Annotated in this window: 18 protein-coding genes; 10 read left to right on the top strand and 8 right to left on the bottom strand. The window is 57.1% G+C overall.

Translation table 11 applies throughout. From position 1 onward, the window contains the following. Positions 1–2 precede the first annotated feature (2 nt). The 4 genes from BLW50_RS18790 to BLW50_RS18775 form a co-directional block, all read right to left on the bottom strand. Positions 3–1,874, bottom strand: coding sequence for a hypothetical protein (locus tag BLW50_RS18790; RefSeq protein WP_090705324.1), 1,872 nt, complete (start codon positions 1,872–1,874; stop codon positions 3–5). A 1-nt stretch (position 1,875) separates the two neighbouring features. Further along, on the bottom strand, positions 1,876–2,163 hold the full coding sequence (locus tag BLW50_RS18785; protein ID WP_090705322.1) for a hypothetical protein: 288 nt from the start codon (positions 2,161–2,163) through the stop codon (positions 1,876–1,878). 93 nt (positions 2,164–2,256) lie between these two features. Continuing rightward, entirely contained in the window at positions 2,257–2,979 is a 723-nt protein-coding gene (locus BLW50_RS18780; protein ID WP_090705320.1) for a thermonuclease family protein, read from the bottom strand. Between the two features lie 151 nt (positions 2,980–3,130). Next, positions 3,131–3,382 carry a hypothetical protein gene (locus tag BLW50_RS18775; protein WP_090705318.1) on the bottom strand — a complete coding sequence of 84 codons (252 nt, stop codon included), beginning with the start codon at positions 3,380–3,382 and terminating at the stop codon, positions 3,131–3,133. Between the two features lie 264 nt (positions 3,383–3,646). On the opposite strand from BLW50_RS18775, the gene BLW50_RS18770 reads away from it, so the two are divergent. Further along, positions 3,647–5,929 (top strand): hypothetical protein, encoded by a 2,283-nt coding sequence (locus BLW50_RS18770; protein ID WP_090709349.1) that lies wholly within the window; start codon positions 3,647–3,649, stop codon positions 5,927–5,929. Between the two features lie 278 nt (positions 5,930–6,207). Here BLW50_RS18770 and BLW50_RS30435 read toward each other — a convergent pair whose 3' ends face one another. The 3 genes from BLW50_RS30435 to BLW50_RS18755 form a co-directional block, all read right to left on the bottom strand. After that, complete coding sequence (locus tag BLW50_RS30435; RefSeq protein ID WP_139267672.1) at positions 6,208–6,651, bottom strand: hypothetical protein; 444 nt, start codon at positions 6,649–6,651, stop codon at positions 6,208–6,210. Between the two features lie 485 nt (positions 6,652–7,136). Continuing rightward, positions 7,137–7,808 (bottom strand): Fic family protein, encoded by a 672-nt coding sequence (locus BLW50_RS18765; RefSeq protein ID WP_139267671.1) that lies wholly within the window; start codon positions 7,806–7,808, stop codon positions 7,137–7,139. A 481-nt stretch (positions 7,809–8,289) separates the two neighbouring features. Further along, on the bottom strand, positions 8,290–8,538 hold the full coding sequence (locus tag BLW50_RS18755; RefSeq protein ID WP_090705311.1) for a helix-turn-helix domain-containing protein: 249 nt from the start codon (positions 8,536–8,538) through the stop codon (positions 8,290–8,292). A 160-nt stretch (positions 8,539–8,698) separates the two neighbouring features. Between BLW50_RS18755 and BLW50_RS18750 the strand changes: the two genes are divergently transcribed. The 7 genes from BLW50_RS18750 (at position 8,699) to BLW50_RS18730 (ending at position 11,375) form a co-directional block, all read left to right on the top strand. Continuing rightward, entirely contained in the window at positions 8,699–9,025 is a 327-nt protein-coding gene (locus tag BLW50_RS18750) for a hypothetical protein (protein ID WP_090705308.1), read from the top strand. A 115-nt stretch (positions 9,026–9,140) separates the two neighbouring features. Next, entirely contained in the window at positions 9,141–9,281 is a 141-nt protein-coding gene (locus tag BLW50_RS30720) for a hypothetical protein (protein WP_170850238.1), read from the top strand. Between the two features lie 257 nt (positions 9,282–9,538). Further along, entirely contained in the window at positions 9,539–9,928 is a 390-nt protein-coding gene (locus tag BLW50_RS18745) for a hypothetical protein (protein ID WP_090705305.1), read from the top strand. Further along, positions 9,921–10,121, top strand: coding sequence for a hypothetical protein (locus tag BLW50_RS30430; protein ID WP_139267670.1), 201 nt, complete (start codon positions 9,921–9,923; stop codon positions 10,119–10,121). Before BLW50_RS18745 ends, BLW50_RS30430 begins: the two co-directional genes overlap by 8 nt. Positions 10,122–10,394: 273 nt before the next feature. Next, positions 10,395–10,832: a hypothetical protein gene (locus tag BLW50_RS18740; RefSeq protein WP_090705302.1), complete on the top strand. Its 438-nt coding sequence runs from the start codon at positions 10,395–10,397 to the stop codon at positions 10,830–10,832. Beyond that, entirely contained in the window at positions 10,829–11,074 is a 246-nt protein-coding gene (locus BLW50_RS18735; RefSeq protein WP_090705299.1) for a hypothetical protein, read from the top strand. The genes BLW50_RS18740 and BLW50_RS18735 overlap by 4 nt, the downstream gene beginning before the upstream one ends. Then, positions 11,067–11,375 (top strand): hypothetical protein, encoded by a 309-nt coding sequence (locus BLW50_RS18730; protein ID WP_090705296.1) that lies wholly within the window; start codon positions 11,067–11,069, stop codon positions 11,373–11,375. The genes BLW50_RS18735 and BLW50_RS18730 overlap by 8 nt, the downstream gene beginning before the upstream one ends. Before the next feature lie 135 nt (positions 11,376–11,510). Here the strand turns inward: BLW50_RS18730 and BLW50_RS30425 are convergent, their stop codons facing one another. Further along, positions 11,511–11,864 (bottom strand): hypothetical protein, encoded by a 354-nt coding sequence (locus BLW50_RS30425; protein WP_139267669.1) that lies wholly within the window; start codon positions 11,862–11,864, stop codon positions 11,511–11,513. Positions 11,865–12,031: 167 nt separating this feature from the next. Between BLW50_RS30425 and BLW50_RS30420 the strand changes: the two genes are divergently transcribed. Together BLW50_RS30420 and BLW50_RS18715 are read left to right on the top strand one after the other, a co-directional pair. Next, on the top strand, positions 12,032–12,238 hold the full coding sequence (locus BLW50_RS30420; protein ID WP_139267668.1) for a hypothetical protein: 207 nt from the start codon (positions 12,032–12,034) through the stop codon (positions 12,236–12,238). Between the two features lie 298 nt (positions 12,239–12,536). Beyond that, entirely contained in the window at positions 12,537–12,869 is a 333-nt protein-coding gene (locus tag BLW50_RS18715) for a hypothetical protein (protein WP_090705289.1), read from the top strand. Positions 12,870–12,957 lie beyond the last annotated feature (88 nt).

The raw sequence follows: 12,957 nt of genomic DNA, 5'->3' as shown, positions 1-12,957 counted from the left end.
CATCAACGCTTCAAAAGCGTCGCGCGATGTATCGATGCATTGGCCCCGCCAGAAGCAGTGACGCCAACAACAATCTCAACTCCGAGCGAGGCTGCTAGCACGAGATAGGCGGACGCTTCGTAATTGCCGTCGCCGCTGATCGCGATCGGGCTCCCTAGTGCAGCCCCATTGCTGTACAACTGATAGGTGAATGACTGCCCTGCGCCTGGGCTGGTAGAGCAGCGTGCCACGAACCAGAGAAACGTCCCCTCTGATGTCACGGTCTCCCCAGGAGCCACCGTTGTTTGAAACGGACCACGGACACGCAGATACTTTGTATTGCCGGCAGGAAGGGCGTCGGTTGACTCGAGCCTGAAAGCTTCCCCACCACTTAATATCGGGGTAGAGGTCCCGCCAAAGGCCATCTGATAATCAGGCCCGCTCCATTCAGGCAGCGAAATCTCGATCTTCGAATCATACAGATAGACGTTGTCATCCAACAACGCAGGGTTGACCATTTCGGACGGCGGAACGCGGTTGGTATAGAGCCCATGGAACTGAGATTTCTGCGTGCTGAAAGCCCTGATGTTGGCGGGCGCGAAGCCAGCAAATAACTCGCTGAACCGCAGAGTTTCTACGCAGCTTTCAAGCTGGACTGAGACCTTCGAGCAGCTGTCAGAAATGCAGTTGGCAAAGTCTGTCAGCTCAGCGTTGAGACAATGAATTCCTATTCTAAGGCCTAAAGCTTCAACCTGATTGTAGTTGTTTCCGCCGTGAATGACGGAGGTGTTTCGCTGATCTTCTATGAATCCGCGAATACCCTCACAGAACTTCGTGACATAGATATCCGACCCGATAGGCGGATACCTGCCACTCAGAAATCTGATCTCTGCGCCAGACAAGTCGGTATACTCAAAATCCACCCCAAGAGTCTTTGGGCTATCACCTATTTTGACGGTGACGTTACGTTTCAGATAAGTTGCGCCGTCAGCAACGGCGTAGGGGCCTGCCGTATTGTTACCAACATAGTGAATAGTCTCGCTGGTGCCGCCCCACAGCTTTACGTCATTGATCTTGACTCCCGCCGTCTCATTCATCTTGCAAATGCCGAAGTAGCGGAAGTTGTCTACGGCGACATCGATCATTGTGCCTTTGTTGGAAACATGAATTATATCGTCCTTGCCGGGGACCTTCTCGACGGTCGTGCGCATCAGTATCGCACCATAGCTATTGACGATGTTGTGATGACACATCATCCACTTAGTCGCGTCTTCGATGACGAACGTGCCGTACATCGCCGCCACACGGGCGCCGGCGAAGCCCGCCCCCGCTGCCGGATTCCGCAAAGAAATAGTGTTGGTGCCCGTATTTATGCCAGTAATGACGGTGTGAAACCAAACGTTGGCGCTGTCCTCGACAAACACCACCATGCCGACTTCCATACCCGCGACGGAAGCAACGACTATCGTCGAAGCACCAGCAGCATAGCCCGCGGTCGTCGTTTGAAACGCGATAGCATTGGATTGATCTTGCGTGAATCCGCCGAAAAAGCGCGGATCGTATCCCTTCAACTTGAACATGTAGCGGCTTCCCGCCATTGGCCGGAAACCAACATTGGCAGTCGCATCCACATACCGACCGTCGAGATCGACCTCACCTACCCGGTAAATCTTGCCGGATGAGCATTTGATATTATTGACCTCGTTGGCGAGCAGCCGAAATGCTGCGGTGTCATCTGTTACGCCATCGCCGACAGCACCAGCTTCTTCAGGCGAGAACCAATCCTGCAGCTTGCTCCTGATACGCACCGGAGCGCCTAAGCTTCGTCCGCTATCGTGATAACCGGTATAGCGGCCGTATTCTGGCGAAACATGGAGAGGGTACAGGATGCCCATGTCACATCTCCATGAGAATGATGGTGGTCGCTGAAGCCGAGATGAGATTGATGGCGTTGGTTGGGCATTGAGCCCCGTCGAAAATCAGCCCTCCGCCCTGGCCGCCCAACTCAACTGGCGCATCGACTGGCCAGCCGCCGTTCACGACTGCGGCCATACCGATGCCGATGTGAGCGCGGGCCGCTCCGATATTGATGATGCCGAGATAGGCCCGATTGGTGTTGCTCGGTAATCCGACTTGAGCCACATTTGCCACAAGGTCGATTTTGACCATGTTCACGCTCGGCATATCCGATCCTCCTTTGCAGCTAATAGAACCTAAGTTATTTCCGACGCTAACCAGGCATGCACGGCAATAGACGACCGATTTTGGACATCCACATCACGAACACCACGGGCGTGGCGTCGGCGGGCATCGGGTCTTGCCGCAAACGAACGGTACAGCCAGCCTTTCCCTGATCAGCGTCTTGCTGACATCGACGCCATCGACTTTCAGGATGCCACACGCTCGACCGTAGTTGCACGCCTGGGTGCCTTCGGTCCCAGCTCGACAGGCGCAGGGCACCAGTTGCAGTTCGGCCGGCTCTGAGGCAATCAGGGAAGATAGGCGCCGCGACGCCTGCAAACCAAGATCCCGCTCTCGCTCGCAAGTTGCGCCGTTCGTCTCCGGCGCATTGAAGCCGATTAGGCGAACGCGTTTGCGCTCGGCGCCGACCTCGATCGTGTCGCCGTCCAGCACCCGGATAGTTTCAGGATCGATCGAGGCCGCTTCATTGTCGGCAACTGTAGCCGCCTCCGCTGCCAGCGTGGCGCCGGCACCCATCAGCCCTAATGCAGCGCCGCGGGCAGCGTTGGCCCTGTCTTCCGGCCGCCTGGTCTGCCGCGCTTGGTGCTGCAGCCCCCCTACCTCACGCGCGCCGTCTGCCTCTTGCTCAGCCGTGCAGCGGGTCTCCGGCGGGTGACCGCAGACAGCTGCGATTGTCTTCCAGCTCACGCATCGCCCGTCTGGGCCACGATAGCCGGGGCCACCCCGCTCACCGCACGCCGCCGAGGCCATGCTGATGCAAGCCAGAAACATCACCACCGATCGCCAGATGCGCCCCATGATCGTCCTCCGGGCGCAGACCTACACCCGGTCTAAATACAAAAAAAGCCGCCGCCGGCGAACCGGAGACAGGCGAGTTCCCCGGCGTAGACCTTGCGATCCTGGCCGATTGAAGGGAGCCTCTGGGCTCCCTTTTTGCTTGAGACGTTAATCAGTAGCGCGGAACTCTCGTCCCCCGCTGCCCGGTATAAGGGTTGGTGTTTCCCTGGGAGCTCCAATTGTCCCGCTGGGTATTATTCGGATTGGTCTGGTAATGGCCCTGCGTTTGGGAGCCGTTCGAATTGGTGTGCGGCTGAACATAATGGCTGCCCGGCGATCCGAAGCCTCCGCCGTTGGAGCGATACTGTGCGTGCGCTACTGTTCCCATCAGCGCCATCGCGCCAATCGCTATCAATTCTTTCATAGTCAGCCCCTCCCTAAGTAGGGGAACTCAATCGCATTCAAGGGGATCCCGCAACTTGGTCGAAAGGCGAGTAAGCTAGACTAGTCGCTATGAGACATTGCCTTGCGCTGCGGTCGATGCTGCTCGACATGGGCGGTCTTCAGAAACAAATAGGGGTTTTCTCGCCGCAATATTTCCACAAGAACTAGCGCTTCGATCCGAAGCGATTCGTTACAACTAACAGCGTATAGCCCTCAAAAAATGATCAATCCTATTTTTACACGCATGCTGGTGAAGTTCTGCCAGCAGCGTGCCGCTACCGTCTTGGCCCCACGCGAGCTCCAGAGATTCCAAGCTTACCTTCTCGATCTCCTAAATACTCACATTTCACCCCCGAAGGTTGGCCGGAAGTACGATTGGGAGGCAATCGCCAATATCTGTCAGATCGATCATGCTGACCTACAGAAGGCATCGCAAGCCCTCGGTCCCGGCATCGATGCACTCGCGAGAGAAATCGCTCAGCAAAAGCCATCGCGCCACCATAACCAGCCTACGCGCGCACTAAAGCATCAGGGAACGGACTTAGCCCTACGGATCGCTTCCCAGCTCGCTGGTATGGGGCATATTTCACCTCAACAAAGCCGTCGCCCGCGCAACCCGCGCATCAAACCTATCGTCGAATTTCCCGACAATGACGGGAGGCCTTGGGTCGATCCACCGTCCTTTCCAGATGCTCTCGCACTACACATGCGACGGCACTCTGATAGCGCTAAGCACCTAGCAAGGGCACTAGCATCCGTCGCAGGTCAGGTTGACGAAACCACGATCCAAGTTTGGAGACGTGGCCTCAAAACGCCTAACACAACTCGAAGTTTGGACGCGCTTGCGCAAATAGAGAAACGTTACCGCCTAGCCGCCGGTTATTTCCAAGCCAAATTGCCCAACGCTTCTCGTAGTATCTCTGTTGGCACCATTGCAGGCATCAGCCGCGATGAGCGGCGACGACTCGCTTGGCACCTACCATTAGATTTTGATCGCCGCTCGATGCGAGAACGTGAAGAAATTCTCCAATGGGTTCGAAACGTCGTCGTGTCCGGCTCGACTGAATATCGCCGGTTCCAGGCAGCAGCAATGAAGCACCGATATGCGATTAGGTTTCCGGGCCTGCCGGGGCAATCGACCCGTCCACGCAACACTTACCGCTATAGCCGGGACGATGATGGTGCTTGGCAGGATCCCGACCTCGGTGCAGCAGCCAGGGACGCCCCGTCCCATCTTATGCAGGAGATGTCCGATCTCATCCGTTTCAAGACCTCCACCCTGACTGCCTTTGGCTATCAGCGGAATGGCGTATGGGGCGAGGAAACCGCCTCCCAAATGGTTGAGCATTTGGGGCTCATGTTCGGCGCTCTAGCAGCAGTACCGAGCGGGGCAGTCCATGGTTTCGGCGTACCACTGAAAAGCCTGACGTTCGGACTCCTCGTCTTCCCGGCCGTCTGGGACTGGTACCTACAATGGCGTGAGCGTCGACGCGGTTTTTATACCGCCTGGGAAATCGACATGTTGCGCGCGGCAATAGCCTTGACCCGCGTGGATACAGGTTGGTTGCGACAAAATCCAGAGCTGGCAGGGCAGATCGAACCAATTTCGAATCTGATCACCGAACAGGACATAGCCGCCGCGCGCGCAGATTGGACTGGCACTTGCGAGCAAATGCACAAGCATGGCCTGGCTCGGGCTCGCGAGGTACAGCGCGTTGCGCGGGTACATCGAGATCCATTCGAACCGATCATGGTGGTGCTAGAAGCCGAGAGCCCTGTCGCCGAATACAAAAAGATCACTGAGGAAATCATTCGGCTCAAGCCTGATGAGCAGCGCTATCCACGTGCTGCGGCAGAAGCCGTGCGAGCCTTCCTCATGCTTCGCCTCGGGCTGCATTTAGGCTTGCGCCAGAAAAATCTACGTCAACTTCTCGTCTGCCCTCGTGATCGTCTTCCAACTTCAGAGCGCCAGTTAATCGAACTGAAACGCGGAGAGTTACGCTGGAGCGAACGCGATCAAGGTTGGGAAGTGTTTATCCCCTCGGCTGCCTTCAAGAACGCCGATTCATCATTCTTCGGTAGCAAGCCGTTCCGGCTGATCCTACCAAATCTCAGTGGCCTCTATCCGCACATTGAGGACTACATCGACAGACACCGCCGCGTGCTGCTGCGAAACGCCGCTGATCCGGGCACTTTCTTTGTGAAGACAGTGAAACTCATCAGCAAAGACGCCTCATATGACCAAAACACGTTCTATGAGGCCTGGCGTTTTGCTATCCAACGCTACGGCATTCACAATCCCTACACTGGCCGCGGAGCAATCAAGGGGCTCCTCCCGCACGGTCCACATAATGTTCGGGATGTACTAGCGACCCACATTTTAAAGAAAACCGGCTCCTACGAGCAGGCCAGCTACGCCATTCAAGATACACCGGATATGGTCGCCAAACATTACGGTCGCTTCCTCCCGCAAGATAAGGCTGCCCTTGCGGCGCAGATACTCAATCGGGTTTGGGAGGCGGCATAGGGAGCTTTCCTACGAACATTGAGTCCCAACCGCAGACCCAATTCGAGAAACACTTAGCGCATGACCCATAGCGCCGCTAATGGCGCCATTGGCATTTTCGGCTAATCGGCCCCGAACCCACCGTGAATAGCGAGCGGCTTAAAATTCAATGACTTGACGATAGGATGATGCTTTCGGCGCTATTGGCACAACTGACCAGGGCCAGCCCCCCACCCGGGTGAGCGCAAAACTGCGCTCAGCGCCCTCCGCCGTTTTCCGGGATGAATGAGGCCGCCCCCTTAACGTTTCCGCCCTCCGGGCCGCTTGGGTCGACCGCCTCCTGGCCTGATCGACGCACCGATCGGCTTAGCTTTGTTCGGCCGCCCCCTTGCCGCCTTCGTTTCTGCTATCGCCAGTTCTTCCTGGAGGGCTTCGGAAAGGTTTTCAAAGCAAAGATCGTCAGCAGAATAGACTGAAGACCACCATCGATCTGTGAAGCTTGCGTCAGGAAGAACATCCGGCGGATCTTCGTCATTGGCGGCAGGCAGGGTCACTGGAACCGCAGGCGCCGGGCCTTCCCAGATAATTCCACCCGGCCCTAGCTCGGCATATTCGCAAAGATCGATATCGCAGCATTCATCGACCATTTCGGCCAGTTGGGAAACCGAGGCCGCAACAAAGATTCCTACCAGTTGCCGCTCACGTTCGTATTCATCAGCGAAACGGACAAGATATGGCTGCATAAGGGCCTCGGATCGCGCATTGGATTGGAACGCTAGCCGCTCACTCGCTTTGCAATGGCAAGGGCACGAAGTAAATTCAGTTTTTCGTATGAGGCTCTAAAATTATGCGTCGCTAGACCAATTGCGTCGTATAAGCCCCCGCCGCGCTAACGCCAATTGAGAGAAAATTGCGCCCCGTGCGGGAGGCGTTTCGGCATAACGGCAATTTTGGCTATTTTGGCAAATGGCACAGAGAGTAGGAATTCAATTCTGGCGCGGCGAGGACGTGGTGACCGCGCTAACCAGTCAGCTCTAATTGCAGAGTCGCATCAATGATTTGAGGTGGTGATCGTACCCCTTGCACAAATTTGTGCAGACACCTTCTGTCAGTTTTGTCAGTGGGTGTAGCCCTCTTATCTGGAGCCGGCGCACCCTTCTGTCAGTTTTGTCAGTTACCTGGGGCCTCTCATTTCAATGCCGATCTCGGCCGCCGGTGCCCTGCATAACTAGCCGGCCGCCGGCCCCTCGATGACTGGGCCGGCGCCGCCACCATCGCCCGGCGCGTCAGTCGACGGCTCAGGGCTTGAAGCCAGCTGAGCTTCAAGCAGCTCTGAAACTAAGGCATGCAATTGAGATAAATCGAGGTTGGTCGCGAGCGACGCGTCCGCCGCCGCCAGTGCCTCAACGTAACGATCTCTATCGCCCCGCAAAAGCTCTGGCAGAATTTTCTCACCTCGCAGCCAGCCGCCAGACTTCACGCACAGGATGAAATAGGCGGCAGCCCTAGCGGTTCGACCGTTACCGTTTACAAAAGGGTGGATCCAATTGAGCCGCCAGAGGACGAAAGTTGCCAACACGACGGGGTCAGTTGTTTCCCACCCCCGGTTCACCATGTTTACTAGATCGTCCATCAGGGCTTGAACCCGATGATGCTGAGGCGGGGTATGGTTGTTGACCCGAACTTCGCAGGGTCGGTACTCGCCCGGGTTCGTGTGCAAACAGGTTATGGCGTGAAAATTAAGCGCCTTAATCACATGCTGGGAAAGAAATTGGCGGTCCATGGCTAGGACCGCCCCCACGATCGATTGAAGAAAATCGTAATGTCTATTGCCGTTCGCTACTTCGAGCGCTTCATACACCGGGTGCTTTTCGGTGTTTGTGAGCTCGAAGATGATCACTTCGCGGCTTTGCGACCGTTTTGATCTGCAATTATCTCACCGACGCGCGCGCGCGTGACAGTGCTATCGTTCGACAGCGATCCCATGATAAACGAAACACGCTGTTTCTTTATTTCGTCGGGCGAAGGCTGTTTAGACTTCGGATCCCTGAGCCTCTTTAACAGAGCCTCGTTTGTCTGTAGACCGGTCATGACTAACCCCACACGGTAGTTTTTGATTTATTCGGCGCACTGTGCCGAGTGTAAGATAGCGCGTCAATGTGACAAAGTTCGCCACATTCGCCTCAAAGACTCGTTAACGTTTTAGTTTCAATGCGAAAATATTTTTTGACCCGCACCTGAAATCAGGTCATTTCGCGTCGTGCGTACACGCCTGTCATGTACGTACGCGCGTGTACGGGCTTACGCTGGCTACTTGTCGTTCTTCCATCATCTGCCCCCCCCTCAACCCGGAAGGAGCATATGATGCGACGGCTACATTCTCAGCGTTCGCCCGGCTTGGCCTTCAGTCGCACGCCTGGCTGCCCGTGGTTTAGAAATTCAATCCCCTCGGCTTCCAGTACGATCATAACCGCTCGGATGGTATCGAGACCGCTTTTCAGAACCTCGGCACCCCTCTTTTCCATCGCACCTATGGTGTTGATGTTGACGCTGGCGCGTTCTGCCAGGGTCGATTGATCCATCCCGGCCAAAGCGCGGGCTGCTTTCAGTTGGTTTCCGGTCGTCAGCATTAAAATAAGCCTCAAATTCATTAGACTATGTTTTAATCCTAGTTTGCTGTTGACGCAACCCAATGACTGATCCATAGTTAACTAGTGATAAAAACTAGTGGGCCGCCAAGGTGCTGTAACACCAGGACGGCCCTGACCACAGCGAAAGGAACCATTCGCAATGGCTACCGTGATCAATACCACTTCCCCCAACCGCTTCCACAACGTCTCTGACGCTGCCCTTGCCGATATGCTCGGCGCGGCCGATGTCGTCGCCAAGGCCGCTAAGGCTGAGCTCGACGCGCTCAAGGCCGAACTCCAGCGCCGCAAGCTGACCAGCGTTGCCGGTGCGAAATTCCTGGTCACCTGCACGGAACAGCTTTCCGCGCGTCTCGATACCGACGCGGTGCGCAAGTTCCTCGGTGTCGAGGCCTGCAAGTTCGAGGTGCCCAGCATTTCGAACGTCATCCGGGTGAAGGTCTCCCCGGCGCTCGCCCTCGCGGCCTGATCGCCATCGGGGCGGCCGTTGCAAGTGTAGCAACTGTAGCTGCGTAGCGGCCCCCCTTTCTCAGATTTTCAAACATTCAACGGCGGCGCTCCGCGTCCGCTGAGAGGGACAACGCATGTCCACGCTCGAAAGCTTCTACATTTTTTCCAGCCTGCTTTGCCTCGCCATCGTCTTTGGCGTGTGTGAGGTCGCTCGCGCGGTTATCCATCAGCGCCGACGCGCCCGGCAACAAAACAGGGGCTGGCGGAATGTCTGATCGGCTCAACTCTTTTGGCGAGCGCGCAGCCGCATGGGTTGCGGAAGCAATCTGCGATCTTCGCCAGCGCACGGCCTGTTCCCGAGACGAGGACGCCGCGCGCGCCTTGATGGATTTGGAGGCCGTGGCGCTGGATGCCACGCCCCGCAGAACGTCGAGGTGCCCGTTTAATTGTCAGGGATGCGGGCCGCCGTCCGCGCAACAAACAGTTCATTAGACAACGCCACATCTTCTGCATCAACGACAGGGTACGAACCATGCCGAACACCGTTCCGGCAGCCGCTACTGGCTTGCCTAGATCTACTCGCCGGCAGCCATTTCAGACGCCCCGCGATCCCGCCTTTGAGGCGATCCGCCGCCATGCTGCGATCAACGCGCGTGCGGAGAGTTGTTCGCCTGACGACACCGGATTTGACGGTATCGCCTCATCCGAGGGCCGCGCCTTCTCCGAAGCGATGACGACGCGGCCTACAACGATTGAGGGTGCTATCGCATTGCTCGATTACGCCTTGAAGGCGCGCCCCAAGGCTGGCCTCGGATATTATGATGATCAAGATGCGGTCCTCCTGATCAAAAATCTAGGTGGCGCACTCAAGGCCCTTTTGCCACACCAAGTGAAGAACAAGCGGAGGGGTCAGCATGGCTAAATCAGCCCGAAAGACGCCGCGCTCGTCCTGCCTGGAGGCTGCCGTTTGCGATATGCCACGCATGGCTCATCTGATGATGCAGATCAGCACAAGTCGCGATAAGGCCGACCTAGAAGCGCTCTGCTTGCTCATCGAGATCTTCCACGAGCGAGCGGCAGAGATCGTTGAGCTCTATTACCGGGAGCGGAGCTGATGAAGCGCGCCCCAGACACAGTGGCCGCCTTTGAGAAGCGCGCGGCGGATTGGCTGCGAAAGGCCATCTGCGGCTTGCGGGCTTGGCGGGCTGATGATCCCGCTTCCTGGCGACCCGCAAGGGCTCGCGCGCTTCACCGGCTTGAAACGCTGGCTGGCGAACACGCTCCCGCTCGCTCGTCGCTATGTGGTGACTGTCAGGGGTGCGGTTTGATCAGGCCGGCGCCATCCCGCGTCCTTCACTAGCCAATCTGCATCAATACGGGGAACCACAATGCCGAACGCTGTTGCGGCAATAGCTGTCGCTCGTCCATCGCACGCCAACGTCGACCATGACGCAAAGTTGCAACGCCTATATGCGCAGTGGCAAGAATCCTACATCGACTTTCATCAAGCAATGCTCGCCATGAAGGAGGTTCCTAGCGGCGATCCGCGCATGGAAATGATGGAACTTGCGCTCGGAAAAGCGAACAGCGCGTGCGCTCGCCTTGAATTTCAAGTTGCGGCCGTCCCGACGCAAACACTTGAGGGCCTGCGGATAAAAGGGACGGTCGAGGCCCTTCGCTATGATGGCGACAAAGAGGACGCAGTGCGCCACCTGCGCGAAAGTATCGATAGGCGCGATGACGGCGATGCTTTCCTTGCCTCCCTCATCCTTGACCTGGCGGATTGGGACTTTCTCGCCAACCCCCAAGGAAAGGCCGCGACATGAGCGCCGCGCGATCCATCCCTGCGTCTTACGTCGCTTTCACAGAGGCCGATCTTAAGGAAGTGGCTCGCGATGTTCGCTACTACGAGCGCTGCGGCTGCAAATATTCATGGCATGCGGACCCGCTAACTTACGTGTTCACCGATATGGGCGGTCTCGTCACCATCAATCGCGTCATTGCCGAAGACCTATGGCCCTATACCGAAGCAATGCGGGCATTCCTTTGGGAGAGAGAAAATGGATAAGCCGCTGTCCCTCATCGTGCCGCGCCGCAATTTCCTTGTGCGCGCGTTTGGCCTCACTGCCGCCGGGGCCACTATGGCCGTGCCTGTCCTCGCCGTGGAAACTCCGGTAGAGCGTCTGAACATGCACTTGAAGGGCGTCAAAATCGCCTTCGAAGAAATGTTCCCTGGTCGCCAATTCAGGATCGCAGGTGAAGGCCTGACCGCTCCCGATTATCAGCGGCTCCTGGAGGCGGCGCACAGGCGCGAAATGTCATTCCCCTTCGCCCTCATCCACGATGCATCAAGGAACGACTATGGCTAATCAGTCACCAGCGGTTGAGCCCGCACCTTCCTTCACCGAACAGCAGCCGATTGCCGACAAAGCGATAGCAGACTTCATGAAGCTGGCGCATCGCGTCGTTTACGGCAATGAGCCCGTCACCGATTACGAATATGGCTATGCGCTTGGCTCTATGAGCCATGCCCTTGGGGAATTGGTGCGGCAAAGATGGCCTAATCCCGCGAACGCGAGGACGTTGAGGTGAGCGCGTCCTCCCCCATGTTGGCTGCCGGCGCCGCCGTGATCCGACGAGCACTTGCCGTGCCGGCTGGCGTCGACGCCGAAAAAGTTGCGGCTGAGGTCCATGCAGCCATGACGCTCGCTTTCGGAAAAGCTCATGGTGGCGGTGATGGTGAAATCACCATCGGCGGCCGGCCCATTGAGACCGGCAATCGGACAGAACTCTTGGCCCTGGTGAAAACCCTGGCCCCAGCGATGCAGGAGGCCATGCGACTTGCCGCTCTTGTCCATGAGCTTGTGCATCGATCCGAATAGGCATTCACCTTTGCCGAGTGGTTCCCGACACTGGTGATAGACACGGGCAGCAAATCAGCCCCCCAGCCCCTTGCTGCCCGTGTCGACCAAAACAATCCCTGGAAAGCAAAAGGGAGCCATAAAGGCCCCCTTAAGGTCAGGAGATGAAGAAGACGACGGCGCAGATAACCCTCGAAAGGATCGCTGCTACATCGATCTTCACACTGACGGACACACTGATTTTTGGCTTCATGGCCAATCCTCAGGGTCCGGTGCGCACCGAGTCCCAAAAGGTTTCGGTTTGCGGCCCCCATCGAACAGATATCCCGCCGTTCATGGATGCATCGGGGCGGATTGAGCTACTGCAGTAAGCCCGTTCCACACTCCTGCGGCATTCCTCAAAGGTGCAGCCAGGTCGCCGGTTATGGTGAGCCGGTTCTGGCGGGCAATGAGGCACAGGCACGACGGCGGGGGCGGGTCGCTAAGGCAATGCTAACCTCAGTTCCGGTTGTCCCGTCGCTCGCGTCCGATGATGATGAGCGAGTCGGGCCGCCGGTGTCGAGTGCTGAATATGCGCATCGGTGGATAACGGGACGCTCTGAAACAATATCACTCACGCCGGCCCGATCTGCTCCTATGATTCCGTTAGTAACGGACAGGAGCATTCCAATGGCGCTCAGTAATGCAGACCGTCAGCGGCGGTATCGAGAACGGCTTATTGCAAAAGCCCGGATTGCGGACGCTCCCGGCGGCGCCGATCTGATAGCCATCTATGAGGTGATGCGCGCCCAATACTTCGCGGAGGTATCGGAAAGCCAATGCGATGGCGACACGGCAGCCTATAGGGAGCATTGGCGAAAGTTGGCGGCATTGCCGCCTGATCCGCGCTCCAGCTTGGAGACGCCAGATGCCATATCGGCGGCGATGTTCAACTTGATCGGCCAGACCATTGAACGCGCCTATGGCAAAGACCTTCGCAAGACTGCACGGCAGGCAGCATAGAGCGCTTTGCATTTCCGTGCCTATTCGAGAAAAGCCGAGGGTATTCGCCGCTATTCGCCAGCGTCCATTGTGTGGTGAATAAAATAGG

Origin of the sequence: Beijerinckia sp. 28-YEA-48 (genome assembly GCF_900104955.1) — a bacterium.
Lineage (GTDB): Bacteria > Pseudomonadota > Alphaproteobacteria > Rhizobiales > Beijerinckiaceae > Terripilifer.
This window is presented reverse-complemented; position numbering and strand designations above follow the sequence as displayed.

Bases quoted from the DNA above. Each gene is read 5' to 3' on its own strand.
- BLW50_RS18790 (WP_090705324.1), bottom strand. From the start codon at position 1,874: ATGGGCATCCTGTACCCTCTCCATGTTTCGCCAGAATACGGCCGCTAT.
- BLW50_RS18785 (WP_090705322.1), bottom strand. From the start codon at position 2,163: ATGCCGAGCGTGAACATGGTCAAAATCGACCTTGTGGCAAATGTGGCT.
- BLW50_RS18780 (WP_090705320.1), bottom strand. From the start codon at position 2,979: ATGGGGCGCATCTGGCGATCGGTGGTGATGTTTCTGGCTTGCATCAGC.
- BLW50_RS18775 (WP_090705318.1), bottom strand. From the start codon at position 3,382: ATGAAAGAATTGATAGCGATTGGCGCGATGGCGCTGATGGGAACAGTA.
- BLW50_RS18770 (WP_090709349.1), top strand. From the start codon at position 3,647: ATGCTGGTGAAGTTCTGCCAGCAGCGTGCCGCTACCGTCTTGGCCCCA.
- BLW50_RS30435 (WP_139267672.1), bottom strand. From the start codon at position 6,651: ATGCAGCCATATCTTGTCCGTTTCGCTGATGAATACGAACGTGAGCGG.
- BLW50_RS18755 (WP_090705311.1), bottom strand. From the start codon at position 8,538: ATGCTGACGACCGGAAACCAACTGAAAGCAGCCCGCGCTTTGGCCGGG.
- BLW50_RS18750 (WP_090705308.1), top strand. From the start codon at position 8,699: ATGGCTACCGTGATCAATACCACTTCCCCCAACCGCTTCCACAACGTC.
- BLW50_RS30720 (WP_170850238.1), top strand. From the start codon at position 9,141: ATGTCCACGCTCGAAAGCTTCTACATTTTTTCCAGCCTGCTTTGCCTC.
- BLW50_RS18745 (WP_090705305.1), top strand. From the start codon at position 9,539: ATGCCGAACACCGTTCCGGCAGCCGCTACTGGCTTGCCTAGATCTACT.
- BLW50_RS30430 (WP_139267670.1), top strand. From the start codon at position 9,921: ATGGCTAAATCAGCCCGAAAGACGCCGCGCTCGTCCTGCCTGGAGGCT.
- BLW50_RS18740 (WP_090705302.1), top strand. From the start codon at position 10,395: ATGCCGAACGCTGTTGCGGCAATAGCTGTCGCTCGTCCATCGCACGCC.
- BLW50_RS18735 (WP_090705299.1), top strand. From the start codon at position 10,829: ATGAGCGCCGCGCGATCCATCCCTGCGTCTTACGTCGCTTTCACAGAG.
- BLW50_RS18730 (WP_090705296.1), top strand. From the start codon at position 11,067: ATGGATAAGCCGCTGTCCCTCATCGTGCCGCGCCGCAATTTCCTTGTG.
- BLW50_RS30425 (WP_139267669.1), bottom strand. From the start codon at position 11,864: ATGGACAAGAGCGGCAAGTCGCATGGCCTCCTGCATCGCTGGGGCCAG.
- BLW50_RS30420 (WP_139267668.1), top strand. From the start codon at position 12,032: ATGAAGAAGACGACGGCGCAGATAACCCTCGAAAGGATCGCTGCTACA.
- BLW50_RS18715 (WP_090705289.1), top strand. From the start codon at position 12,537: ATGGCGCTCAGTAATGCAGACCGTCAGCGGCGGTATCGAGAACGGCTT.